We start from the raw sequence: 23,492 nt of genomic DNA, 5'->3' as shown, positions 1-23,492 counted from the left end.
GCTAGCTACTTATCGGGAATAATTTTAAATAAATAATAATTAATAAAAAGGGTTAGAAGCAGTAGACTTATTTTAATGGGCCACAAGGGTGCTAAATAGATTGATATGCCCATTAAAAGGTAAATCTGCCAGATAATTTTTTTCTTCCGTTCTTTAGAAATCGTTTTTGTTTCAGCATAATCAGCCACATAGAAGTGGTATAGCGATGTGCCTTTCAGCCATCTTTCAACCCTCTGGGAGCTCTTCGCAAAACAAACGCCGGATAGCAAAAGAAAAGGAGTTGTTGGCAGAATTGGCAAAAAAATTCCAATCAGACCCAAAAACAGACTTACAAAGCCGACGAATAAATATACTATTTTCTTCATATTCACCTCTATGCCCTATTGTATCAAAATCACTAAAATCCCACCAGCCAGAAAGAGCTGATTGGTCCGCCAAGGAAGTAATTGACAGATAAGAAGTAAAGCGTTATCATTATCTGTGAAACCATTTACTTTTAACTTTTAGGTGATTAATAAAGGAGATAGCGAGTATGAAGCTTATTGGACTGGTGGGAACGAATTCCGCAGAATCTACCAATCGTAAACTTTTGGAATATATTCAAAGGCACTTTTCGGACAAAGCCGACATTGAATTGCTCGAAATTAAGGATTTGCCACTTTTTAACAAACCAGCCGACAGGCAGCTTCCAGATAGTGTTTTAAAAATGGCTGCTAAAATTGAAAAAGCTGAAGGTGTTATTATCGGCACACCGGAGTATGACCACTCTATTCCCGCTTCACTTATGAACGCTTTAGCCTGGCTGTCCTATGGTATCTTTCCGCTGCTGAATAAACCTGTCATGATTACCGGCGCCTCTTATGGAACTTTGGGTTCCTCGCGTGCCCAGCTGCAACTTCGCCAGATATTGAATGCACCAGAGCTGAAGGCCAGTGTCTTGCCCGATGAGTTCTTACTCTCTCATTCACTTCAAGCCTTTGATAAAGATGGCAATCTCTTTGATTTAGAAACCATTCAAAAGCTAGATGCCATTTTTGATGATTTCCGTCTCTTTGTTAAAATCACAGGTAAATTATCCAATGCCCAAGAACTCTTGCACAAAGAAGCTGAAAACTTTGATTGGGAAAGTCTAACATAAGGAGAAAAACTATGAAATTTGTCGGAATCGTTGGTTCAAATGCAGACCAATCTTATAATCGTCTGCTCCTTAAATTTATCCAGCGCCATTTTAAAATAAAATGCGAACTAGAGATCCTCGAAATCAAGGATGTCCCCCTTTTCAATCAAGATGATGATCAATCGGACTCTTTTAGTTTACGTTATCTCAACAATAAAATTATTCGAGCAGATGGTGTCATTATCGCCACACCCGAACACAATCACACTATTACCCCTGCCCTTAAGAGCACTCTGGAATGGCTATCCTATAAGCTACATCCACTTGAAAATAAGCCTGTCATGATTGTTGGAGCCTCTTACTATGATCAGGGGACTTCACGCGCTCAGGTACACCTACGTAAAATTCTAGAAGCTCCTGGGGTAAATGCCTACACCTTACCTGGGAATGAATTTCTTCTGGGCCGCGCCAAAGAAGCTTTTGATAACAATGGTGATATCACTAATCAAGGAACAATTGATTTTCTTGGCAGCTGTCTTGATAATTTTATCAAATATGTTGAAGTGGTGTCTCAATTGAAAAAACCAAAACCCATTGAACCGGAAGATCTGTACTGCACCAAGCCGATTGCTACGACTATCCAAGGGGTTGACCCAGACGACCCAGACTGGCTTGACAAAGCCGCAAACCTAGTTAATGCAGTAGAAGGAGATACCTATGTCAAACTTGACAATGGGCTCTTGACAGTTGATCAAATCAATATGTTTCTCAATGCTATGCCTTTTGAACTGACTTATTCTGATGATAACAATCAGTTTCTTTACTATAATAATAAACACCAAGAACCTAATACTATGCTTGGAAAGCGCGTCAGAGAGCAGGTCGGAAATCGCTTAGCAACTGTCCATGATTCTTTGCCAGCTGGCCGTATGAAGAATGTGGAATGGGTGGTTGGCAGCCTCCGAAATGGCAATGAGGAGTATGTCCGTACCGTTGTCCCGGGCACTCCACCTGAAATTATTAATACTCATAATTATCAAGCGATGTATTATCCTGACGGTTCCTTTGCAGGAATCAATGAAATTATTTTCAATTTTAAACCTTGGTTAGACTGGTATTTACAAATGACTGGACAGCACCTTGTCGGAGGCAAGGTTGGACCTGTCGCACCGAGTAGCGATGCAACTTCTGGCGCCTCAGCTACTGTGGCTGGAGCTGATGTTTCTGCTGATGCGACTTCTGGTGCTTCGACTCACTAATCATACATTTTCGGGAGTGTTTGTCCCTCCCGTTTTTTCATTCTGAATGCACTATTTTAAAGAGGTACTCCATGTCTTTATTTCAAGAAAAAATAACTACGGCTTGTGCTAAAAAAGAAGCTCTTTTTGATGAAAGTCTGGCTCGCTATGCCCTGAGATCTATCTTTGCCGGCGCTTTTCTAACCATGTCAACAGCCGTTGGTATTATTGGGGCAGATGTAATTTCAACCCAGTTCCCTTCTCTGGGACGCTTTATCTTTACCTTTATTTTTGCTATTGGACTTGTCTATGTTTTGATTTTTAATGGGGAGTTGGCGACGTCTAATATGATGTATCTGACCGCCGGCTCTTACTACAAACAAATCAGCTGGCGAAAAACCATCTTGATTTTGCTCTACTGTACACTGTTCAATTTGGTCGGAGCCATCATTTTAGCTTGGCTTTTCAACCAGTCCTTCTCTTTCAGTCAGTTGACAGATAAAAGCTTCGTTATAAATGCCGTTCAGCTGAAACTGGCTAAAACCGACTGGATGAACTTCATTGAAGGGATTACGGCCAATATCTTTGTCAATATTGCCATTTTAGGCTATATGCTCCTCAAGGAAGAAGTAGCTAAATTTTTTATTGTTATTTCAGCTATCTTTATGTTTGTTTTTTTAATCAATGAGCACTTAATTGCAAACTTTGCCTCTTTTATGTTGGCAGCTTTCAGCCCCGTCGAACAAATTAAAGGGTTTAATCTCGTTAACGTTTTGCGCCAATGGATTGTTGTCTTTTTTGGCAACTGGGTCGGTGGTGGACTCTTCATCGGAATTGCCTACGCCTGGCTTAATCAAACAAAAACTAAACACGTTGAATCCTAGTCACTGCCATCCATAGTAAAAAGTCCACACGAAATTTCGTGTGGACTTTTGAGAATTGCAAATAATGTCTCATTCAAAGACAAACTGGTTGTGATACAATTCAGAATAGAAGCCCTTCGCCTGCAAGAGCTGGCGGTGATTGCCCTGTTCGATTACTTTGCCGTCTTTAAGGACAATGATCTCATCCGCATTCAAAATGGTCTTAAGGCGGTGAGCAATAACAAAGCTGGTCCGGCCGGCAATAATGGTTTCCATCGCAAGCTGTAGCTTGCTCTCCGTCACCGTGTCCACATTAGAGGTCGCTTCATCCAAGATAAGGACTTGCGGATCTGTCAAGAGGGTTCTGGCGATGGAAAGCAGCTGTTTCTGCCCAGTTGAAAAGATATTTTCGTCATCTGAAACGACTGTCTCGTATTTGTCCGGCAGGCTCTCAATGAACTCATGGATATGGGTTGCCCGCGCAGCCGTTTCTACCATCTCCTGACTGGCATCTGGATTTCCAAATTTGATGTTGTCAGCAATCGTTCCGCTGAATAAAACCGACTCTTGCAAGACAATCCCAGTCTTTGCACGCAGGCTGTCCAAATCATAGTCACGGATATCACGTCCATCAAAGGTGATGGAGCCAGCATCCACGTCATAAAAACGATTGATTAAGTTCATGATAGTTGTCTTACCTGAACCGGTAGGACCAACGACAGCAATCATCTTGCCTTTTGGAGCCGAAATCGAAACATTTGACAGAACTTGCTTGCCTGGAAGATAGCCAAAATCAATTCCTTTAATCTCCACACCTTCCTTAAGTTCGGTAAACCGAGGGGCATTTTGAGGACGGATTTCTTCCGGCTGATCAAAGATTTCCTGAATACGACCAGCACCTGTGAAGGCCAATTGGAGTTCCGCCCAAGAAGCGGCCACCTGCATGACAGGCTGATAGTATTGCTGTGAATATTGAACAAAAGTGACGACCAGACCGAGCGCGGCCGCTGTTGATAGGGATTTGTCATTTAGGGCCAAGGTTGACCCCACAAAGATGACGATAGCCGTATTAAGAAGACTCATCCCATTCATGACAGGAAAGAGGAGGCCTCCAAAAAGACGGCCTTTAAAGGTTGCTTTGCGGACACGTTCATTGTGCTCCATAAAGCCTGCCACCGTTTCCTCTTCAAGACCTTGCACAATAATAGCTTTTTGGCCCGAAATTTTCTCATCCATATAGGCATTGAGCTGGGAAACCTCTTTTTGCTGCAAATCGGTGTATTTTCTAGCCATTCTCACGATAAAAATCAGAAAGATAAAAGCCAGAGGCGTTGAGGCTACTGTGACAAGCGCCAACTTCACATTCTCTGCAAACATAATCCAGACCAAGCCAATGTAGAGGGCGATATTGGTCAGAACCCCGACAAAACTTTGATTGAGAGAGTTCTGGATATTGTCCAAGTCACTGGTAAAACGTGATAAAATATCCCCATCCTTGTGCTGGTCAAAGTAAGCAACCGTCATGCGTTCCAATTTCCCAAAAAGGCCTTTCCGCATTTGGTTGGTCGAGTAGCTGATAATACGGCTAAAGAGGAGAGAGTAGACAAGGGTCGCTAAAGCTGTAAAACTGTACGCCAGAAGGAGCTTAAACATAACGCTGTTGAAAGCGGTCAGCTTAGGCAGAACCATTTTAGTACCTGTCGCCTGACTGACAGCCTTAGCCTTGGCGTACTTGCCAGCCCATTCTGCCAGTTCTGTTAAGGCCTGACCCAGATAAACCGGGGCTTTGACCTGAAGATAGGTCGCCAGTATAATCATCAGGGCAATAACAGTGAAAGACAATTTGTATTTTTTAAAATAGAACCAGAAAAATCTTAGGGTCTTCATCTCACTACTCCTCCTTTCCTTTTTGTGTTTCGTAAATTTCACGGTAGACAGCATTGGTAGCCACCAGCTCAGCATGGCTGCCCTGGCCGATTAAGCGGCCTTCATCCAAAACCAAAATCTTATCGGCATGGACAACAGATGAAATCTTTTGCGCAATAATAATGGTTGTCGTATCTTTCAAATCATGGTTAAGCGCTTCTTGAACCAGCTTTTCTGAGCGAGCATCAAGAGCCGAAGTGGAATCGTCCAAAATCAGAATTTTAGGATCCCCAATAACCCCTCGCGCAATTGACATTCGTTGCTTCTGTCCTCCGGAGAAGTTATTGCCCCGTTCTTCAACCTCGCTGTCATAAGTATCAGACAGACGATCAATGAACTCCTTGGCCTGAGCAATACCAGCCGCCCGCTCCATGGCAGCAACATCAGCTCCAGCCTGACCCTGACGCAAATTATCAGCAATCGTTCCGCTGAAAAGAATGGCCTTTTGCAGGACAATCGAAACGGTTTGTCTCAAGGTGTCACGGCTCAGCGTTTTTAAGTCTCTGCCGCCAATCATAATGCGACCCTCTTGAGGATCAAAGAGACGCGGAATCAACTGTGCCAGCGTTGATTTCCCAGACCCTGTCGCACCAACCACACCAATCATCTGACCTGATTCAATATTAAAGCTGACCTCTTTCAGCGTAGCCTCATCATCCTTAGGATAGGTGAAGGTCACATGGTCAAAGATAATGTCTCCTGACAAGTCCTCATCTGCTGTCCCTTCAAATGTCATGGCAGGTTCCGTATCAAGCACTTCCTTCAAACGACTTAAGGAAATAAAGGCACGACTGGCCTGCATTCCCATAAAGCCAACCATAATGATGGAGAAGATGATCTGCATCATATAAGTCATAAAGGAGGCAACTTTTCCGATGACCATTGGATCTGTTTTGGCTAGGTCTGATACCGTATAAATGGCCGTATACATGGCAAAGAAGGCAACAAACATTAGTGCAGGCTGCATAAAGGCAAAGCCATAGCCGATAAAGAGGTTCAAACCCAAAAGTTCATTGGAAACTGTTTTGAATTTTGCATATTGGCTCTTTTCCTGGACAAAGGATTTCACAACACGGACGCCCCGCAAGTTTTCCTTGGCAATCGCATTGATCTTATCCAGAAGTTTTTGGAAAATAGCAAAGCGAGGCCCCATAACCCCCATAGTCACCATGACAATCAAGAAAATCAGAACCACCATGCCGACAATAACCCACCACAATTCTGGCAACGTGTTAATGGCCAGAATAAAGGAACCTAAAAAGAGAATCGGCAGGCGCAGAAGGACTTGGAAGAGCATCATCACCAAGTTTTGAATTTGGTTCACATCATTTGTCATCCTAACCACTAGATTGCCGGCATTAAATTCCTCGATATTGGCATAAGAGAAGGACTGTATCTTCCGAAAAGTCTGTTCACGGATATCTGCTGATACCCCTTGGGAAATCTTGGCAGCCAGTACCGTATTGAGAGCACCGGCGATTAAACCGACACCGGCAATAACTAGGAGCCAGATACCAATCTGATAAATCTTATCTTGGTCATTTTCTAGTACCGCCGCAAGGACATCCTTCAAATAACGCGGCTGCAGCAAGGCGCTGCCTACTACCAGACTGATCATCAGGATGGAAGCAAGGGCATACCATTTATAACGCATAATGGCTTTGATTAACATAATTTCTCCTTAAACAATAAAAAACCCAGCAAAGTCTGGGATTCAAGTCAGCTACTATTCTATCAAATTCTCTTGATAAGTCAATTATTCTGGCCTCTGAAACAAATCGAAACAGACAAATGAAAGCACTTTATGATATAATGAGAATGACTTTCTATGTTCAATAGAGGAGAAACAAATGATAAAACAAACCATCGCTGTTTTAGGACCCGGCTCTTGGGGCACGGCCCTTTCTCAAGTCTTGAATGACAATGGCCACGAGGTTCGTATCTGGGGAAATATCCCTGATCAAATTGACGAAATCAATGAACAACACACCAACAAGCGCTATTTTAAGGATATTGTCCTCGATGAAAACATCAAAGCCTATAAAGACTTAGGTGAGGCATTGGCTGGTGTTGACGCAGTCCTTTTCGTTGTGCCGACTAAGGTCACAAGACTAGTGGCTAAACAGGTTGCCGAAACCTTAGACCACAAAGTTATAATTATGCACGCCTCTAAAGGACTTGAGCCAGGTACTCACGAGAGGCTTTCAACCATTCTCGAGGAAGAAATCCCAGCTGATCTTCGCAGTGAGATTGTTGTTGTCTCAGGTCCCAGCCATGCTGAAGAAACCATTGTCCGTGACATCACCCTTATTACCGCAGCTTCTAAAGACTTAGAAGCCGCCAAGTATGTGCAGCAATTATTCAGCAATCGTTATTTCCGTCTCTATACTAATTCGGACGTTATCGGGGTTGAAACTGCCGGGGCTCTTAAAAACATTATTGCCGTCGGGGCCGGAGCTCTTCACGGCATGGGCTACGGTGATAATGCCAAGGCCGCTGTCATCACACGCGGTTTGGCCGAAATCACCCGTCTGGGAGTTAAGATGGGGGCTAACCCTTTAACCTACAGCGGCCTGTCTGGCGTTGGTGATTTGATTGTAACAGGAACCTCTGTACATTCCCGCAATTGGCGGGCTGGTGATGCCCTCGGACGCGGCGAGAAGTTAGAGGATGTCGAAAAAAATATGGGAATGGTCATTGAAGGCCTTTCCACCACCAAGGTCGCCTACGAACTCTCCCAAGAGCTGGGTGTCTATATGCCTATCACAACGGCCATCTACCAAACTATTTATGAAGGAAAAGATGTCAAAACAGCTATTCTGGACATGATGTCTACCGAATTTAAATCAGAAAATGAATGGAGTACTGCAGATGCCGACTAAAAAAGTTAAAAAAGCTGTTATCCCAGCTGCCGGTCTGGGAACCCGTTTCTTGCCTGCCACCAAGGCCTTAGCCAAAGAGATGCTGCCAATTGTGGATAAACCAACGATTCAGTTTATCGTTGAAGAAGCTTTAAAATCTGGAATTGAAGACATCCTCGTTGTCACAGGAAAATCAAAACGTTCCATTGAAGACCACTTTGATTCCAACTTTGAACTGGAATATAACCTCAAAGTCAAAAAGAAAAATGACTTGCTAAAACTAGTCGATGAAACAACCGGAATCAACCTTCATTTCATCCGCCAAAGCCACCCTCGCGGACTGGGGGATGCGGTCCTTCAGGCCAAGGCCTTTGTGGGCAATGAACCCTTTATGGTGATGCTGGGGGATGATTTAATGGATATCAATGACAACAGTATCCCTCTAACCCAGCAACTCATCAATGATTATGAAAAGACACATGCCTCAACCATTGCTGTCATGCCGGTCCCTCATGAAGAAGTTTCGGCTTACGGTGTGATTGCTCCTCAAGGAGAAGGAATTGACGGACTTTACAGCGTCGAAACCTTTGTGGAAAAACCTAGCCCAGACCAAGCACCAAGTGATTTAGCCATCATCGGACGCTACCTTTTAACCCCTGAAATTTTTGGTATTCTTGAAAATCAAGCACCAGGTGCCGGCGATGAAATCCAATTAACAGATGCCATCGATACCCTCAATAAAACCCAGCGTGTCTTTGCCAGAGAATTTAGCGGCCAGCGTTTTGATGTCGGCGATAAATTTGGCTATATGAAAACTTCTATCGAATATGGCCTCAATCACCCACAAGTCAAAGATGACCTAAAACAATATATTATTGACCTCGGCAAAAAGCTCAGCGGCACTTCTGATAACTAAAAAGGTTCTCCTTATGGAGAACCTTTTAGCTTAATAATAGAGGTTAAAGAGAAGTGCCAGAATAAAGAAGCTATAAAGCGTTAGGCTTAAGGGAGCATACCATGGTTTAAATGCCCTCTTGCTACTGTCGTTCGGCAAAAAGAAAGCACAGAGCAGACCGCCGACAATCCCTCCCAGATGGCCAACCATACTGATCCCAGGAGTAAAGAGATTGAAGAGTAAGTTGATGACAATTAAGGCTTGATAAGTCTGTCCCAGCTGTCTCAGATAAGGATTGCCGCTAAAATGGCCAGCCACTACAAGAGCTGTAAACAGACCAAAGATTGACGTTGAAGCCCCAGCTGCTACCACATCTGGTGTCAGGAAAAAGGTAAAGAGATTTCCCATAATACCTGACAAAATATAAATGGCCAAAAATTTCCAAGATCCCCAGATGCTCTCCGCGACTTGCCCCAGAAAATAAAGGGTTATCCCATTAAATAAAAAATGTTCCCAGCCAATATGAACAAAAATAGGCGTTATCAGCCGCCAAATCTGACTGGGATCAAGCCTCAGGGCCTGACCATACATACCGCCAAATTGGTAAATAATAGGAGCTGTGCTGGCATTTCCCATATAGAAAAACTGCATGGCCAAAAACACCAGGCTGGTTATGGACAGTAAAAATAGGGTTGTCGGGTATTGTTTCATCATTTTAATCATAAAGTACCTTCTCTACAGAAATATCGTGGGCCGACGGAACAAATGCTCCTTGCTGACAAGCATAGATGGTGGACACCGTTCTGCCTGAATAGTCTGACAGATAGCGATCATAGTAACCAGCGCCATAGCCGATTCGGTAACCTTCAGAGTTAAAGATGAGACCTGGAACATGAATCAAATCGATGCTTTCTTTAGGCACTTCACGTTCACTCTGAGGTTCCAGAAGACCAAATTTCGTCAAGGCTAAATCCGTTTTGTCATAGACGACAAAGATCATCCTCCCTTCGGAGTAGGTCTTAGGAACAAGAAGGGTTTTGCCATCTTTTTGCGCCTGCTCAATCAGCAGCTGTGTATTAAATTCAAAAGGCAGAGCCAGATAGGTGGCAATGGTGTCTGCATTTTGATAGCTTTCTAACTGAGTTAGTTGGTGACATAATATCTGGTCACTTGCGTCTTTTCGCTGTTGGTCTTGATTTTTCAAGCGCTTAATCATGGCTGTACGCTGCTCTTTTTTGGTCATGCTTCTATCATATCACGATTGCTCTTTTTTTCCTATTTCTAGCTTTTTATCACTTCATCATTAGAAAATGAGGTCTTATTCCCACATAGTCATATGATTTGATGATCAAATTAAATTTTTCCAAAAAAAGAATGAAATAAATGAGCATAATGTTTGCTTTTTAAAAAAGCTATGTTATAATAAGATTATCCTAAGCCACTTCCCCAAGTGGCGGAGGGAAATAGACTTTCCTATCTTATTTCCCTTTTTCATAAATCTCCTGGGCGTTTGAGGAAACTCAGACGCCCTCCCCTTTTTAGCAGCCGATCGTCCATCGGTTGCTTTTTTTGTGAGATGGCAGAGCCTCAGACGCCTCAACGGGCTTTTGCTTTTCCCCAAAAAGACTGACCTGCTCTTATCAGCGCAAGTCAGTCTCAATCATCAAACCTAAGATTCACTAGCTTAATGCTCGTTGGGGTCGTTTCTGGCATCGTCATGTGTCGGATGTACGGTTCCAGCCACATGGTCCGGTCCACCGTAGATGGTGTATAGTTTTAGAGGCACATCTCCTGTGTTTTCAACATTATGCCAAAAATCTGCCGGAACAAAAATCGCATCATCTGCCTTTACTGCCTGTTCAAACGTCAGTTCTTGCTCACTTGGACCCATTTTGCAGACACCTGTTCCTGATTCAATCCGCAGGAACTGTTCAATCCCATGATGAACCTCTAAACCAATGTCATCACCGGGTTTGATTGACATAACCGTCAGCTGAATCTTATCGCCTGTCCACAAGGTTGTCCGATAGTTCTCGTTATCCTTGGTTGTAGCCTCAATGTCCAGCACCAAGGGTTCTTTACCATGGTCTTTTACCATACCTCTGACCTCCTTTATTCTTACCCTCATTGTATGCCTTTTCAAAAGAGAAGTAAAGCAAAAAGTCAGACAGGTCAGTCTGACTTGGCAACGCCCTTAGGCCAATCTGCTGGCTAAGAATTTGGAAATCTTAGCCACTGCAAACGATAAGGCTTCTTCTTTGGGACTCATTTTAGGATGATGAAGCGCATAAGGGCTATCGACTCCCAACCAGAACATCACTCCGGGAACCTGCTGCAATAGATAACCGAAGTCTTCTCCTGTCATGGCCGGCAAACAATCAATCAGATGAACATCGGCCTCGGCTTCAAAGAAAGCCATCAACTGGTCTGCCAGTTCAGGATTATTTTCAACCGGCAGATAGCCCTGTTGGATCAAATCCACCTCGACAGACATTCCGAAAGATTGGGCAACACCTTCAGCAACCTGACGAACACGAGCCTGAATGTGCTGACTCATCTCCTGAGTCAGCGTCCGAATCGTCCCATGCAGAAAAGCGGTTTCAGAGATGACATTGTTAGTAGTCCCTGCCTGCATGTGGCCAAAGGTTACAACACCGCCCTGGATGGGATCAACATTGCGGCTGACCACCGTCTGTACCTGAGTGACAAAATAAGCCGCAGCTACTAAAGCATCGTTAGCTTCGTGAGGAAAGGCGGCATGACCTCCCTTTCCTTTGAAAGTAATCTTAACCTCACAGGTGCCCGCAAAAAGGGTGGAGCGATTGGTGGCAATATCACCGACTTTTAAGTCCGGCCGAACATGAAGCCCGTAAAACTCATCCGGCAGCCAATCGCCAAAAGCCCCCTCTTCGTACATCAGTTTCCCCCCAGCAAGATTTTCCTCAGCAGGCTGAAAGAGAAAGAGCAGGTTATGCCGAGGCTGTTTTTGGGACAAAACATCCAAAAGCCCCAAGGCAACTGTCATATGACAATCATGCCCACAGGCATGCATCTGGCCTTGGTGCTGGCTGGCAAAGTCAAGACCGGTTTCTTCTGTAATCGGGAGACCATCAATATCTGTCCGCCAGCCAATCGTTTTCTCAGGCGCACTCCCCTTTAAATAAACGAGAATACCTGTACGCCATGTCTTTTGTTCAATAAAGTCTTTGTTAGCGGTTATCTCTGCAATTTTATCCAAGAGATAGGCCTGAGTCTTATATTCTTGCAAACCAATCTCAGGGATTTGGTGCAGGTCACGGCGAGTAGCAATCAAATCAAGCGTCATCATTAGTCCTTCTGTTTGGCCGAAAAGCTTGTGAGAGTCACAAGCTTTTATATCCTATTGCTGCTTTCTTTAGACAGGACGCTTAAAGGTTGCGAAGTGCATCCTCAAGGGCTGTCTTTTGCTGTGTTTTTTCATCAATTGTCTTGATGACACGTGCAGGAACTCCCGCCACAACAACATTTTCCGGAACATCTTGAGTGACAATAGCACCTGCTGCAACGACAGAACCATTGCCGATTTGCACTCCTTCAATGACAACAGCATTAGCCCCCACAAGAACATTGTCCCCAACACGAACAGGCTCTGCCGAAGCAGGCTCAATCACACCAGCTAGAACAGCTCCCGCACCGATATGACTGTTTTTACCGACAGTTGCACGACCGCCAAGAATAGCTCCCATATCAATCATGGTTCCGCTGCCGATCTCGGCACCGATATTGATAACAGCCCCCATCATTACAACAGCATTGTCCTCAATAGTGACCTGATCACGGATAATCGCCCCTGGCTCAATCCGAGCATTAAGATAACGTTTATCAAGTAAAGGAACTGCTGAATTACGGCCATCCTGCTCCACGACATAATCCTTATTCTCAGTTAGGCCTGACAAAAGAGGTTGGACATCTTTCCAATCTCCAAAAAGGCTATTGCCCAATTTGAGGACATTTTCAGGCACTTCTGCTGCCAGCTGTCCCTCAAACGTCACCTTGACATTCGTCTTCTTCTCAGCATTTCCAATAAAAGCAATAATTTCCTGTGCAGACATTTTTGTTGCTGTCATCTATCTCTATCTCCAATTCCAAAGTAATTACCTACTATTATATCAGAAAATTCAGAGAAGTTGACCCATTTAGACCATTCCAAAGAAAAAGTTATAGAAACAGTTACTGTCTATAACTTTTTGTACTAATATTGTTATGTCAAAATCTGAATCCTTGTTCCTTCACTAATTGTCAGATTATTATCTCCCTGAACATGAAGTGTTCCTGGCAGAGATTCTTCAGAAGAGCCATCTAAAGAGATTGTGATGTGACCTAGAGCTTTAAGGTTTTGATCAACGACTGCACCAACTGCCGTAATGGGGTAAATGTGTTCCCCCACTTTCAACTGTCCTCCTTTGGCTATTTGGCCTGACAGGTCTTTATTATCAATCTTGTAACAATACTCTGCTAAATCTTCCGGCGCCTCAGCTCCAAAAAGGATGAGCATATTCGCATCACTAATCATAGCAGGTGCTTCTGGTCCGATTGCAATAACGGTGGTATCAAATATTTTTTCCATTATCTCTCCTTTTTTCAGCTATAAAGTCCAAAGCTAGCCAACCATGCAACGACAACACGGGGAACCCCATTCAAGAAACGAGAGTAAAGAACTGAAGGCACACCGACCTCAACCGTTTCTGATTTAGCTTCTGATAAACCAAGTGCAACCGGAATAAAGTCACATCCATTTTGAGTGTTGATGGCAAATAAGGCAGGGAGCGCCATTTGCGGTGGAATATTCCCCTTCCCAATTTCGACACCAATTAGAGTTCCGATGATTTGACTAATAACAGCACCAGGGCCAAGCAGAGGGGATAAAAACGGCAAAGAACAAATAAAACCAATCAGCACTAAGCCCCAAACATTGCCTGCTAAGGGAACCATCAGGTTTGCTAAAACTTTACCGATACCTGATCCTTGAATAAAACCAATCAGGAGAGAAACAAAAGCCATAAATGGGATAATGGTATTCAGCATTGTCTGAATAGCCTCACGTGCCGCCTGATTAAAAGTGGCAACTACTTTACCGGCTCCCATACCAATCTTGGCAATTAAACTTGTTTCTGCACGCTGTTCTGTAATTTTTTTAGAGGTATCATAGCTGGGCTTGCTTTCCTGAACTGATGTTTCTAACATCTGATTAGCTTCGCTTTCATCTGCAAGTAGGATTTGATCCACACCTACATTTGAAACATAAATTTCTTCTGTAATGTATTGTGCTAACGGCCCGCTTTTTCCTGTGGGAATAATATTGATAGTGGGAATGCCTTTTTTAGGATAAATACCGCAACGAAGAGTTCCTCCGCAATCAACAATAGCTAAAGCAATCTCTTCATCGGGAATAGATGTCTTAAAGCCATTGACCGCCTCCATTCCTGTTAATTTTGCAATTTTATCGACTATATCAGGCTTTTCACCACCGCCAGTAATATAGATGAACTTATGCTTTTCAGCCGTTGGCGTTATGATCAAAGGACCGCCAAACCCACCTGTTCCTTTTACTACTTTAATACTCTTATAAGTCATCATCTTTTCCTTTCTAATCAAGTGTTTTGCTTAGGGTCACACCTTGCTGCTTGGCAACATAGGCTGTCGTAAAGTCCGTTACCCAGCCGCCAATGAAATTCATGAGGAGACCGACCAGCAGGTAACGGATAGCCAGGTCCATTTGACTTAAGCCAAGCGTTTTGATTCCTGTCGCAATTCCCATCCACACAAAGAGCTCTCCGGGATTAATGTGGGGGAAAACACCATTTGAAGTATGGCAGAACTGCATTTGAGCTGCCACATAACTTGGTTTATAATACTCTGGCATAAACCGTCCCATGCTGATTGCCATTGGATTTCCCAGCATAAAGGCTGAAATGAAAGGTAAAATCATGTAGCGGCTGATTGGATTTTTAGCTGAAATCTGAGCCAGTTTGTTAACCTTTTCTTCACCCAATAGGGCAATCAAGGTATTCATAGCAACTAGCAGCATCAGAACCACTGGGACAATTCCTGTCATCCATGACACAAAGGTATCTCCACCCAACTGAAAGAGCTTCATGAAAGCTTCTGCAAATTGTGTAATATAATTCATAACGAACTCCTTTTATGATTTTTGATATATAATTTGACATGTGCAAACAATAAGTTAAGCTGCGAGCTGATATCAAAGGTAGGGGCTGACTTCGGAACATCCCTATAGTTGCCCGCTTCGATACGTAAAAATAGCTCTCTGGCATCTTCAATAGCAATCTGCAGTAATTTATTTTCTCGCCGCACCAGGGGATTATAGCCGTCAAAATAATGAATGTCTTCTCCGATATAATCCGGCATAGGTTTAAATTTAGCCAGAACAGTTATTCCTTGCATTTTTCTAGCATCTAATACCTTACCTTTATCGTCGATTGCAAACATGACAATGGTCCCTGCTTTGATCTTGCCAGAGCGCCTGCCGATGGCTACCCTGCCTTTTTGCCTCAACTCAGAAAAAACATGATTAAAGTGTTTAAGTTGCTGCAAACCAAAACTAATCTGTATAACATAGGCGCAGATAACAACCATTCCGAGGATATAAATAGAATTCATTGCAAAACCTTCCCTTCTTTTAACCATTCTATCAATCTGTCTTGATCCGGAATATTTCTCAAAGTGTCTTTCATCTGAGTGTCGTTGCTAAATTTGAAAATCACATCATAGACATCAAGCAAATCTTCTTCCATACCGTCCCCAAGAACCTCCGGTATTGCCAGTAAGAAGATGAATTCCAAACTTTCTCCTTCAATCCACAGAGGTTCCTCTAGCAAACCTAGTCCCAGAACAATATCCGGACTTCCTTTGTTGATCGTATGGGGAAATGCGATATTTTGCCCAAACAAACTTGTCTGTCTAGCTTCTCTCTCAAAAATTCTATACCGAAAATCCACATCTACAAACTGTAAATTCTCCAAGGAGTCAATCATTTGCTGAAGATAAGCTTCGTAACTGTCCTGAGGACCCAGACGCATCAATAGGGCCTTTGTCTTATCCATTTGCTTTTGGTGATGTCTCTGCACCTTTTGCCATTCTTCCATCAGCCAGTTCTCATTGAACAAGTGGGTCAGATGAATCACCGGAACCTCTTCTTGCTGAAAACGAAGGGGAAAAGTCGTAAATACTGCGAAGTAATCTTTCACGGTTTGAAGATTAAAAGTTTCCTCCGCATACTGATCGATCTCAACATGGTCTCCTAGTACCTTACGCAGTTGCTGTTGAATCATGTTGGCTGTCCCTCTGCCGGTATTGCAAACGACAGCAATTTTAGGCTTAATGGCCTCCTCGACTTCCGCTCCTTTAAGAAACATTTCAAAGTAAAGTGCTAGATAACTGATTTCAGTCTCATCCACCTTAACACCTAATTGTGCTTCCAGCACCTTTGCCGAAATTTCCGATAATCGATAGGCGAAGGGGTATTTATCTCTTAACTCTCCTTGAAAAATATCTGATATTTGATTCCTGAAAATCAGGCGGTTGATCATAAATTTGAGATGCTCTTCCAATTCTTTGAAAAGCTCTTCTTCATTGAATGTAACAATCACCTCCTGATGAATTTGAGACATAATCTTTTGGTAGATTGTTTGCAATCGTTCCTCAGATAAGCCCTCACCTTGCAAACCTTGGTGGTACTGTAAATTCAGCGATAAGCTCAGAAAATCTCGTTCAGCTTGACTTAGGGTCATTTCCAAATCAGATTCAAGGCAATACAGGATATCTTCCAAAAGTGGATTTGCCTGACCGACAATCGCTAAAGGCAAATTGATCTGATCAAGAAATTGCTTAGCAGAAAGCCGCCCAATCATCGTCGATAAAGTCTTTAATAAAAGAATTTGGGTATGTCGAGGCAAATGGTAAAGCTTAGAAAGACTGGTAACAACTGCCACCAAAGTCTCGCTAACATTGTCCACTTCAAAATAGTCATAAACCTGATTGATATAGAGGAGACGCTTATTAAATTCACTACCTTCAGCTCTAAGCCCCTTATTGGGTCTACCAATGATAGCAATGTCATAGCGATTAGCAATCTCTTTAGCAACTTTTAGGTCCTTATTAATGGTTCCTCTGCTAACCATCATCTCATCAGCTAAATCGTCAATCAGCAAACTTTCATCCGCATCAATCAGGCGTTTTAAGATATAACTAATTCGTTTACTAGGCGCATTGAAATCACTTTCTTTTTTCAAACTCCCTAATAAAACATCTTCAAAGTGTTCATAATCACTGACAATCAACCGCAAACGACTCTCTTGCTCATCTACCTTAGCCACATCCTTCAAGAGATCATTAAGTTGTTCAATACTAGTGTCTAGAGTCTGACGGCTGATCCCTAGTTCCGTCTGTAACTCCTTCTTAGCTTTTTCTGGCATCATTTGCAACTGATTTAAAATTTGATACCAACGATCGATTTGTGTCACATTTACTCCTTTGTAAGACTACCCTCTCGTTTTACCTCCTGCCACATTAGTCGTTATGCCAGTAATGTAACTAGAACGATCAGATAGGTAATAGGCGGTAAGGTCTGCCACCTCACTCAGTTTTCCGCTTCTGCCAAGCGGAGTTGTACTGGTTGAAGCATAGCCTGCACGAATATCAGCTACGGTCTTTCCTCGCGTATAAGCCAAAGCTTCCTCATAGGCCAAGGTACGAAGACCTGTTGCCTCCATAATCCCAGGAGCAATCCCAACCACACGAACACCATACTTGCCAAGCTCTTTAGCCCATGAACGGGTGTAACTGTAAACGGCTGCTTTAGTAGCTGCATAAGCACTCTGCCCTTCAGAACCTTCCAGACCCGCTTCAGAAGCCATGTTAATAATAACACCTGCATTTTTAGCTACCAGAATCCTGGCTACTGCCTGACTAACCAGATAGAGACCTTTCTGATTAATCATGGTGATTCTTTCAAAAGTGTTTTCATCCAGTTCATAGGGCCCATGTGGATTTTTAGGATCTACTAACAGACGAGGCAGGTTAATCCCTGCATTGTTAACAAGACCATCAATGGTTCCAAACCTTTTCAGAACAGCCTCAACGCCAGACTCAACTTCCTGACGAGACGTTACATCAACCTGAACAAAAAATAGGTTGTCATGCTGTAAACCATTATCTGAGAGGTCAAAGTTAGCCACATTAACCTCTAAGGCCAGCAATTCTTCGACGATAGCTTTCCCAATCCCCGATGAAGCGCCCGTAACAACAACTGTTTTTCCTCGAATATTCAACCAGTCTTTCATTTCCTTCACTCCTTTGTTTGGTATGCTTTTATTATAAAGCGCTTACACCATAAAATTAAGACAGACTTTTTAGGCGTGATTGCAAAAATTGTAGACTAATTACCCTAATAATAAAAAAACTTGATTCCACACCAAGCAGAACCAAATCTTTTCATTTAATCGCTATTTTAAGAACCCATCTGTCATTACAACCGCGCGTTCAATTCAGCTCCGAGTTCTTCAAAGCCTGGTTTGCCAAGCAGGGCAAACATATTTTTCTTATAGGCTTCTACCCCCGGTTGATCAAATGGGTTGACCCCGTTGAGATAGCCTGAGAGACCAATCGCTAATTCAAAAAAGTAAATCACATAGCCAAGTGTGAACTCATCTTGTTCAGGGATTGTCAGGAAGGTGTTTGGCACACCGCCATCCGTATGGGCAAGCAAAACCCCATCTGTTGCTTTTTTATTGACATAGTCAACATCTTTACCTTGGAGATAGCCAAGTCCGTCAAGGTCTTCAGCTTCTTCTGGAACCAAGATGTTTTGACGCGGTTTATCAACTCGGATAACGGTCTCAAAAAGATTACGTGTGCCTTCTTGGATAAACTGTCCCAAAGAGTGGAGGTCTGTTGAGAAGTTGGCTGAGGTTGGGTAGATTCCTTTTTGGTCTTTCCCCTCAGATTCCCCTGCCAACTGTTTCCACCATTCGCTAAAGTATTGAAGAGACGGCTCATAGTTGGCCAAAATTTCAGTCACATAACCCTTACGATAGAGGATATTACGGATAGCTGCATACTGGTAGGCTTCATTGTCAGCGATTTTGTCTGAAGCATAAGCCTGGCGAGCAGCATTAGCACCGGCCATCAGCTGATCGAGATCTGCTCCGGAAGCAGCAATCGGCAAAAGACCGACAGCTGTCAAGACCGTGAAACGGCCGCCGACACTGTCTGGAACAACAAAGGTTTCCCAGTTATTAGCATCTGCTTCTACTTTAACAGCACCTTTGACACGGTCTGTCGTCGCATAAATACGCTTGTTGGCTTCTTCCTGTCCGTACTTTTTAACCAACAGTTCTTTGAACACACGGAAAGCAATGGCTGGTTCTGTCGTTGTTCCTGATTTGGAAATAACATTGACAGAGAAATCCTTGTCTGCAACATAATCAACCAAATCAGCTAAATAGTTAGAAGAAATGGAGTTCCCTGCATAGAGAATCTGCGGTGCCTTACGCTCTTCTTTGCTTTCAAGATTTACAAAAGAGCTGTTTAAAAAGTCAATCGCAGCACGCGCGCCCAAGTATGAACCGCCAATACCAATCACAACCAGAACATCACTATCTGCCTGAATTTTAGCAGCAGCCTTTTTAATGCGGGCGAATTCTTCTCGGTCATAGTTTTCTGGCAAATTAAGCCAGCCTGTCATTTCACCGCCAGGGCCAGAGCCTTCACGAAGGGCTTGGTCTGCAACCGTTACCTGCCCTTGCAGATAGTCAAGTTCGTGCGGTGCAACAAATTTGTCAAGTACTTTTGAATAATCGAATTTAATATGCGACATCATTAACAACCTCCTAAATACAGTCGTATCTCTATCTTACTCTTTTCCATAGCTTTTTTCAATGATTTTGTGATTTTATTTGCAAAATAGAGCAAACGGTTGCGTTTACATAAGATTTTGGGAGCAAATGAGATATAAAAACACGGTTACTCCATCTGATAGTTCTTATTATCCGAAACCATATAAAAAGAACTAATCCGCTTAGCTCTTTTTGTATCATTTTATTTTAATGAGATCTGCCGTCATCATAGGATGACAACTCCTAATCCTCCTCAAAAATTGCCAAATCATCAAAAATAAATAAATCTTCTATACGACAATTAAATACCTTTGATAAGTCATAAGCTAATGTCAAAGAAGGACAGGAGTGACCATTTTCCAAGGAACTAATGGTTTGCCTACTCACACCTAGCAGTTGGCTTAGCTCCTCTTGAGAGGTATGGTATTTCCGTCTCAATGGACGAATGTAACTACCAGTAATACTCATTTTTAGGTCAGAACAACACCGGCCCAGATAGCTCCACCGACTACAACACCGCCAGCGACACCACCGACGAACCAGCCGTCTCCATAAAGTTCATCTGTTGTAACTTCTTCAAATGTTAATTCGTTCATCAGGTTATCTGTCAATTCCATAATATTCCTCCTTTAAGTTAGGGCTACAATACCTGCTGCTGCTGCAACAATACCAATCCCAACGCCGAAACCTTCAATGGCATCTCTGGCGTTGCCGTTCAGCTCAGCAGTTTCTACTTCTTCAAAAACCAGTTCTTTCGTAAAACTATTTGTCAATTCCATAATATTCCTCCTTTAAGTTAAGGCTACAATGCCCGCTGCTGCAGCGACAATACCAATTCCAACGCCGAAACCAGTAACGGCATCTCTAGCGTTGCCGTTCAGCTCAGCAGTTTCTACTTCTTCAAAAACCAAGACTTGATTATTTTGTAATTCCATCTTAATTTCTAACCTTTCTACTTTTTAATGACTATCACCGATTGTTCACCTTATTATCTAGCTGTCGAAGCCATAGCATATTCGTAAACGCTAAGATAATAATAACAACCATGATAATCAGAGAAACCAGTAATCTACTTTCCGCCAAAATAATTGCCAGTGTTCCTAGCAAAGAAATTGTCAGAAAGACGCTCTGTAACTTGATGAGACTGCTGTTTTTTGAGTCTTTCACAGATTTTTCCTCCTTCATTTGATTCGATAGATGTCATTTAGACATTAAGCTAACTATTGCCATAGCATTCAAATCATCATCTGCTATGAAAATAGCCAATAGCTGAGAGTTACAATCTCTGAAATTTGTTTCTAGTTCCCTCAATAACATTTATCCTGAGGACCGGCTATTGCCGAAATCACAGTCGTTTAGAGAAACAATTCAATTAAGATTGATTAAGTCAGTACAATAGCACCGCCAATTACTACACCTGTTCCAAAAGCAATCCCGATTTCAGCCCAGCCATTGAACTCTTTAGAATCCACTTCTTCAAATGTGATAAGCTCTTTCTCCATTTCCTCACCTCCTTTCAATAAGATGTCACCTTTTATTGGTGCTTTAACACTTTTTTGGCAATCATTGTCAACGTCTTTTCCAAGACAGCTTTATCAATGGTAAACGGGGGCATGATAGAAAGACCCTCCTCATCATCATTGATATAGAGATAGACAAGGATGCCAAGTTTCTCCAATTCTTTCACAAGCTGGATCGCATGACCTGGAGCTGTTCGCACGGACGTCATAACTCCGATATTGCGATAGTGTATACTTTGTGCATCGAAAATATCCTGAACACTCTTTGAGATACATTTAACACTATCTTCAATAGAGTTTTTTTCCTTTAGATAATAGTCTAAAACAGTATCTGCTGAAACCATCCCTAATAAATTTCCGTTTTGAGTTGAAAAATGCTCTTTAGTTCTGGTTGACTTTTGTAGCTTGTCATCCAGTTCTTCCTTAACACAGATACAACCAAATGCTGTAATGCCATTGTTTAAGGCCTTACTCAGACACAGCAAATCCGGAACCTCTGATAAATGTTGGAAAAAGAAAGGCATCCCTGTTTTAAAAAAACCAGTTGCTACTTCATCGAAAACTGTAATCACCTGATTTTCTCTCAGTATCTGCAACAGTTTATTGAAAAAATCTATGCTCGCATAGTAAACACCAGCAGAAGCTAGAATAGGTTCTATAACCATGACATCGTACCGTCCAGCAATCCCCTCCAATTCATCCAGTATCCGTCTCTCATCCTCTGTATTTTTAGGGTAGTCAAGAAAAGTGACGTCTCCGTATTTGGGATAAAATGAGGTATTGATTTCTTGATCGATACCGCTGACAGAAACCCCTCCAAAGAAAGTCCCGTGATAGGAGTCTTTAAAGGCTAGAATACGATTTTTAGATGACTTTTTATTGAGATAGTCCGCAATTTTCAAAGCTAACTCTGTATTCTCAGAACCTGAGTTAGTGTAAATAACTCTCTTAAATGCTTTCCCTGTAAGTTGTAATAATTTTTGGGCGACTTCATCATAGCTATCATGCTGAAAAGAATGAATATCAATATAGGGCAGTCTTTGTTCTAATATTTGCGTAAATTTATCTGAAACCTGCTGATATAATACTTTTTCATAACCCAAGGAAGTGTTCCAAAGACCGCTTCTGAGATCTAAATACTTCCGGTTTTGCTTGTTATATAAGTAAGTCCCTTCTGCTCGAACAGGCTTAAGATTATAGAGCGTCTCATTCGTATAAGCGCCGTTTAAAAGAGCATAATGTTGCATCGTTTTCTCCTTGTCAGATAAAAAATGTGATAATGTCGCAAGCAATCCCCCAGATAGACAGTGCGATTAGGATATAGTTTAGAATTCCTAGTATCAAGATATCAATACGAGGAGCTGCTTTTTTGGAAAACATATTTTTAAAATAGGTCATGTAGTCATCTACTTTTAAGAGATTACTCAGATACCAATAACCATCTAATTTCAAAAAAGGCAAGAGGTTGGTGACAATTAGCCCTAGATTTACCAACAGCAGACCACTGACAAAATGAGAAGGATATATCATATGGATCACACTCAAGAAGAACCAAATTGCGACTTGACATTTGATGCCTGCTAATATCAATTCATTTTTTTTCTTGTCTGATAGTAATTTATAAAAGGGTACTTTTATAAAGAAGACCGGCATTGAAAAATAGCGTATCGAAAAACCAAAGGTCACTTTAGGAGGTTTAAAGTATTTATAATAGACTGAAAAATGGGCGTACTCGTGCAAGGGTAGAACAAGTCCCACCACTGCAAGATAAATCATAATCAGTTCACCTGCTGAAAACTGGCTTAAGGAAAACTGTTCCGTCGATTGCTGCAAATACTCAGCAAACCGTGGCAAATACAGAATACTCAGTGTCAGCATCGTAATCATCGAATACCTGTTGATCAAAAACAATACGATTTTATGGAAAAAATCAATTTTTGAACTGTCCAAAATAATTCTCAATATATGAAAGTTTGTCATTGTCCCACGTTTATAGGGGGAATGATAAAAATCATACAAGGGATTAGAAGAATGATTGATTTCTCCCAAATAATTTTCCAAAGGCTGCTTCGACACAATCATCCTGTCGTTTCTGACATTATAAAGCCACCGCTTATCCCCATAGATACTGTATTGAATATGGTGAAGCTCTTCAATCGTTTGAACCATGCCATCTC

The 23,492-nt window shown here is 42.3% G+C and carries 27 protein-coding genes; 5 read left to right on the top strand and 22 right to left on the bottom strand.

Annotated features, from left to right (window positions below; genetic code table 11):
• Positions 1-5: 5 nt before the first annotated feature.
• Complete coding sequence (locus tag A3GY_RS0106435) at positions 6-365, bottom strand: YbaN family protein (protein ID WP_018030596.1); 360 nt, start codon at positions 363-365, stop codon at positions 6-8.
• Positions 366-532: 167 nt separating this feature from the next.
• Here A3GY_RS0106435 and A3GY_RS0106430 point away from each other — a divergent pair, with 167 nt between their 5' ends.
• From A3GY_RS0106430 to A3GY_RS0106420, 3 genes are all read left to right on the top strand, one after another.
• A complete protein-coding gene (locus A3GY_RS0106430) occupies positions 533-1,138 on the top strand; it encodes an NADPH-dependent FMN reductase (protein WP_018030595.1) in 606 nt (201 codons plus the stop codon).
• A gap of 11 nt (positions 1,139-1,149) precedes the next feature.
• A complete protein-coding gene (locus A3GY_RS0106425) occupies positions 1,150-2,376 on the top strand; it encodes an NAD(P)H-dependent oxidoreductase (RefSeq protein WP_018030594.1) in 1,227 nt (408 codons plus the stop codon).
• Between the two features lie 71 nt (positions 2,377-2,447).
• Complete coding sequence (locus A3GY_RS0106420) at positions 2,448-3,239, top strand: formate/nitrite transporter family protein (protein ID WP_018030593.1); 792 nt, start codon at positions 2,448-2,450, stop codon at positions 3,237-3,239.
• Between the two features lie 69 nt (positions 3,240-3,308).
• On the opposite strand, the gene A3GY_RS0106415 is transcribed toward A3GY_RS0106420, so the two are convergent.
• Both A3GY_RS0106415 and A3GY_RS0106410 read right to left on the bottom strand, forming a co-directional pair.
• Entirely contained in the window at positions 3,309-5,105 is a 1,797-nt protein-coding gene (locus tag A3GY_RS0106415) for an ABC transporter ATP-binding protein (RefSeq protein ID WP_018030592.1), read from the bottom strand.
• Positions 5,106-5,109: 4 nt separating this feature from the next.
• Positions 5,110-6,816 carry an ABC transporter ATP-binding protein gene (locus A3GY_RS0106410; protein WP_018030591.1) on the bottom strand — a complete coding sequence of 569 codons (1,707 nt, stop codon included), beginning with the start codon at positions 6,814-6,816 and terminating at the stop codon, positions 5,110-5,112.
• A 178-nt stretch (positions 6,817-6,994) separates the two neighbouring features.
• Between A3GY_RS0106410 and A3GY_RS0106405 the strand changes: the two genes are divergently transcribed.
• Together A3GY_RS0106405 and galU are read left to right on the top strand one after the other, a co-directional pair.
• Entirely contained in the window at positions 6,995-8,026 is a 1,032-nt protein-coding gene (locus A3GY_RS0106405) for an NAD(P)H-dependent glycerol-3-phosphate dehydrogenase (RefSeq protein ID WP_018030590.1), read from the top strand.
• The gene (galU, locus tag A3GY_RS0106400; RefSeq protein ID WP_018030589.1) at positions 8,016-8,921 is read left to right on the top strand and encodes a UTP--glucose-1-phosphate uridylyltransferase GalU; all 906 of its coding nucleotides are present in this window, start codon (positions 8,016-8,018) and stop codon (positions 8,919-8,921) included. Before A3GY_RS0106405 ends, galU begins: the two co-directional genes overlap by 11 nt.
• Positions 8,922-8,951: 30 nt before the next feature.
• Here the strand turns inward: galU and A3GY_RS0106395 are convergent, their stop codons facing one another.
• From A3GY_RS0106395 to A3GY_RS0106300, 19 genes are all read right to left on the bottom strand, one after another.
• Entirely contained in the window at positions 8,952-9,623 is a 672-nt protein-coding gene (locus A3GY_RS0106395; protein WP_018030588.1) for a rhomboid family intramembrane serine protease, read from the bottom strand.
• Positions 9,616-10,143: a 5-formyltetrahydrofolate cyclo-ligase gene (locus A3GY_RS0106390; RefSeq protein ID WP_018030587.1), complete on the bottom strand. Its 528-nt coding sequence runs from the start codon at positions 10,141-10,143 to the stop codon at positions 9,616-9,618. Before A3GY_RS0106390 ends, A3GY_RS0106395 begins: the two co-directional genes overlap by 8 nt.
• Positions 10,144-10,584: 441 nt before the next feature.
• Complete coding sequence (locus A3GY_RS0106385) at positions 10,585-10,998, bottom strand: cupin domain-containing protein (RefSeq protein WP_018030586.1); 414 nt, start codon at positions 10,996-10,998, stop codon at positions 10,585-10,587.
• Positions 10,999-11,094: 96 nt separating this feature from the next.
• The gene (locus tag A3GY_RS0106380; protein ID WP_026161961.1) at positions 11,095-12,225 is read right to left on the bottom strand and encodes an N-acetyldiaminopimelate deacetylase; all 1,131 of its coding nucleotides are present in this window, start codon (positions 12,223-12,225) and stop codon (positions 11,095-11,097) included.
• Between the two features lie 82 nt (positions 12,226-12,307).
• On the bottom strand, positions 12,308-13,006 hold the full coding sequence (gene dapD, locus A3GY_RS0106375; RefSeq protein WP_018030584.1) for a 2,3,4,5-tetrahydropyridine-2,6-dicarboxylate N-acetyltransferase: 699 nt from the start codon (positions 13,004-13,006) through the stop codon (positions 12,308-12,310).
• A 134-nt stretch (positions 13,007-13,140) separates the two neighbouring features.
• On the bottom strand, positions 13,141-13,506 hold the full coding sequence (locus A3GY_RS0106370; RefSeq protein WP_018030583.1) for a PTS glucitol/sorbitol transporter subunit IIA: 366 nt from the start codon (positions 13,504-13,506) through the stop codon (positions 13,141-13,143).
• Between the two features lie 14 nt (positions 13,507-13,520).
• Positions 13,521-14,513 carry a PTS glucitol/sorbitol transporter subunit IIB gene (srlE, locus tag A3GY_RS0106365; protein WP_018030582.1) on the bottom strand — a complete coding sequence of 331 codons (993 nt, stop codon included), beginning with the start codon at positions 14,511-14,513 and terminating at the stop codon, positions 13,521-13,523.
• Between the two features lie 13 nt (positions 14,514-14,526).
• Positions 14,527-15,069, bottom strand: a complete 543-nt coding sequence (gene srlA, locus A3GY_RS0106360; protein ID WP_018030581.1) for a PTS glucitol/sorbitol transporter subunit IIC — start codon at positions 15,067-15,069, stop codon at positions 14,527-14,529.
• A complete protein-coding gene (locus A3GY_RS0106355) occupies positions 15,066-15,560 on the bottom strand; it encodes a transcriptional regulator GutM (protein WP_018030580.1) in 495 nt (164 codons plus the stop codon). Before A3GY_RS0106355 ends, srlA begins: the two co-directional genes overlap by 4 nt.
• Positions 15,557-17,422: a BglG family transcription antiterminator gene (locus A3GY_RS0106350; protein ID WP_018030579.1), complete on the bottom strand. Its 1,866-nt coding sequence runs from the start codon at positions 17,420-17,422 to the stop codon at positions 15,557-15,559. The genes A3GY_RS0106355 and A3GY_RS0106350 overlap by 4 nt, the downstream gene beginning before the upstream one ends.
• 18 nt (positions 17,423-17,440) lie before the next feature.
• The gene (locus tag A3GY_RS0106345) at positions 17,441-18,241 is read right to left on the bottom strand and encodes an SDR family oxidoreductase (protein WP_018030578.1); all 801 of its coding nucleotides are present in this window, start codon (positions 18,239-18,241) and stop codon (positions 17,441-17,443) included.
• Between the two features lie 185 nt (positions 18,242-18,426).
• Positions 18,427-19,776 carry a glucose-6-phosphate isomerase gene (locus A3GY_RS0106340; protein WP_026161960.1) on the bottom strand — a complete coding sequence of 450 codons (1,350 nt, stop codon included), beginning with the start codon at positions 19,774-19,776 and terminating at the stop codon, positions 18,427-18,429.
• 262 nt (positions 19,777-20,038) lie between these two features.
• Positions 20,039-20,263, bottom strand: coding sequence for a helix-turn-helix transcriptional regulator (locus tag A3GY_RS10090; RefSeq protein ID WP_026161959.1), 225 nt, complete (start codon positions 20,261-20,263; stop codon positions 20,039-20,041).
• Positions 20,264-20,265: 2 nt separating this feature from the next.
• Entirely contained in the window at positions 20,266-20,412 is a 147-nt protein-coding gene (locus tag A3GY_RS10390; protein WP_018030576.1) for a hypothetical protein, read from the bottom strand.
• A gap of 12 nt (positions 20,413-20,424) precedes the next feature.
• A complete protein-coding gene (locus A3GY_RS10385; RefSeq protein ID WP_018030575.1) occupies positions 20,425-20,574 on the bottom strand; it encodes a hypothetical protein in 150 nt (49 codons plus the stop codon).
• A 12-nt stretch (positions 20,575-20,586) separates the two neighbouring features.
• A complete protein-coding gene (locus A3GY_RS10380; protein ID WP_018030574.1) occupies positions 20,587-20,730 on the bottom strand; it encodes a hypothetical protein in 144 nt (47 codons plus the stop codon).
• 34 nt (positions 20,731-20,764) lie between these two features.
• Positions 20,765-20,962 (bottom strand): hypothetical protein, encoded by a 198-nt coding sequence (locus A3GY_RS0106315; RefSeq protein ID WP_018030573.1) that lies wholly within the window; start codon positions 20,960-20,962, stop codon positions 20,765-20,767.
• Between the two features lie 367 nt (positions 20,963-21,329).
• The gene (locus A3GY_RS0106305) at positions 21,330-22,562 is read right to left on the bottom strand and encodes an aminotransferase class III-fold pyridoxal phosphate-dependent enzyme (protein ID WP_018030571.1); all 1,233 of its coding nucleotides are present in this window, start codon (positions 22,560-22,562) and stop codon (positions 21,330-21,332) included.
• 13 nt (positions 22,563-22,575) lie between these two features.
• Complete coding sequence (locus A3GY_RS0106300; protein ID WP_018030570.1) at positions 22,576-23,484, bottom strand: hypothetical protein; 909 nt, start codon at positions 23,482-23,484, stop codon at positions 22,576-22,578.
• Between the last annotated feature and the right edge of the window lie 8 nt (positions 23,485-23,492).

Origin of the sequence: Streptococcus ferus DSM 20646 (genome assembly GCF_000372425.1) — a bacterium.
GTDB lineage: Bacteria > Bacillota > Bacilli > Lactobacillales > Streptococcaceae > Streptococcus > Streptococcus ferus.
The sequence above is the reverse complement of the archived record's forward strand: the minus strand, read 5'-3'. Positions and strand labels throughout refer to the sequence as shown.

Excerpts from the sequence above, each read along its gene's own strand:
- A3GY_RS0106415 (WP_018030592.1), bottom strand. The coding sequence starts at position 5,105 with ATGAAGACCCTAAGATTTTTCTGGTTCTATTTTAAAAAATACAAATTG.
- A3GY_RS10385 (WP_018030575.1), bottom strand. The coding sequence starts at position 20,574 with ATGGAATTGACAAATAGTTTTACGAAAGAACTGGTTTTTGAAGAAGTA.
- A3GY_RS0106340 (WP_026161960.1), bottom strand. The coding sequence starts at position 19,776 with ATGTCGCATATTAAATTCGATTATTCAAAAGTACTTGACAAATTTGTT.
- A3GY_RS0106355 (WP_018030580.1), bottom strand. The coding sequence starts at position 15,560 with ATGAATTCTATTTATATCCTCGGAATGGTTGTTATCTGCGCCTATGTT.
- A3GY_RS0106385 (WP_018030586.1), bottom strand. The coding sequence starts at position 10,998 with ATGGTAAAAGACCATGGTAAAGAACCCTTGGTGCTGGACATTGAGGCT.
- A3GY_RS0106425 (WP_018030594.1), top strand. The coding sequence starts at position 1,150 with ATGAAATTTGTCGGAATCGTTGGTTCAAATGCAGACCAATCTTATAAT.
- A3GY_RS0106420 (WP_018030593.1), top strand. The coding sequence starts at position 2,448 with ATGTCTTTATTTCAAGAAAAAATAACTACGGCTTGTGCTAAAAAAGAA.
- A3GY_RS0106395 (WP_018030588.1), bottom strand. The coding sequence starts at position 9,623 with ATGATTAAAATGATGAAACAATACCCGACAACCCTATTTTTACTGTCC.
- A3GY_RS0106430 (WP_018030595.1), top strand. The coding sequence starts at position 533 with ATGAAGCTTATTGGACTGGTGGGAACGAATTCCGCAGAATCTACCAAT.
- A3GY_RS0106390 (WP_018030587.1), bottom strand. The coding sequence starts at position 10,143 with ATGACCAAAAAAGAGCAGCGTACAGCCATGATTAAGCGCTTGAAAAAT.
- A3GY_RS0106410 (WP_018030591.1), bottom strand. The coding sequence starts at position 6,816 with ATGTTAATCAAAGCCATTATGCGTTATAAATGGTATGCCCTTGCTTCC.
- A3GY_RS0106305 (WP_018030571.1), bottom strand. The coding sequence starts at position 22,562 with ATGCAACATTATGCTCTTTTAAACGGCGCTTATACGAATGAGACGCTC.
- A3GY_RS0106435 (WP_018030596.1), bottom strand. The coding sequence starts at position 365 with ATGAAGAAAATAGTATATTTATTCGTCGGCTTTGTAAGTCTGTTTTTG.
- A3GY_RS0106380 (WP_026161961.1), bottom strand. The coding sequence starts at position 12,225 with ATGACGCTTGATTTGATTGCTACTCGCCGTGACCTGCACCAAATCCCT.
- A3GY_RS0106300 (WP_018030570.1), bottom strand. The coding sequence starts at position 23,484 with ATGGTTCAAACGATTGAAGAGCTTCACCATATTCAATACAGTATCTAT.
- A3GY_RS10380 (WP_018030574.1), bottom strand. The coding sequence starts at position 20,730 with ATGGAATTACAAAATAATCAAGTCTTGGTTTTTGAAGAAGTAGAAACT.
- A3GY_RS10390 (WP_018030576.1), bottom strand. The coding sequence starts at position 20,412 with ATGGAATTGACAGATAACCTGATGAACGAATTAACATTTGAAGAAGTT.
- A3GY_RS0106370 (WP_018030583.1), bottom strand. The coding sequence starts at position 13,506 with ATGGAAAAAATATTTGATACCACCGTTATTGCAATCGGACCAGAAGCA.
- srlA (WP_018030581.1), bottom strand. The coding sequence starts at position 15,069 with ATGAATTATATTACACAATTTGCAGAAGCTTTCATGAAGCTCTTTCAG.
- A3GY_RS0106405 (WP_018030590.1), top strand. The coding sequence starts at position 6,995 with ATGATAAAACAAACCATCGCTGTTTTAGGACCCGGCTCTTGGGGCACG.
- srlE (WP_018030582.1), bottom strand. The coding sequence starts at position 14,513 with ATGACTTATAAGAGTATTAAAGTAGTAAAAGGAACAGGTGGGTTTGGC.
- A3GY_RS10090 (WP_026161959.1), bottom strand. The coding sequence starts at position 20,263 with ATGAGTATTACTGGTAGTTACATTCGTCCATTGAGACGGAAATACCAT.
- galU (WP_018030589.1), top strand. The coding sequence starts at position 8,016 with ATGCCGACTAAAAAAGTTAAAAAAGCTGTTATCCCAGCTGCCGGTCTG.
- A3GY_RS0106345 (WP_018030578.1), bottom strand. The coding sequence starts at position 18,241 with ATGAAAGACTGGTTGAATATTCGAGGAAAAACAGTTGTTGTTACGGGC.
- dapD (WP_018030584.1), bottom strand. The coding sequence starts at position 13,006 with ATGACAGCAACAAAAATGTCTGCACAGGAAATTATTGCTTTTATTGGA.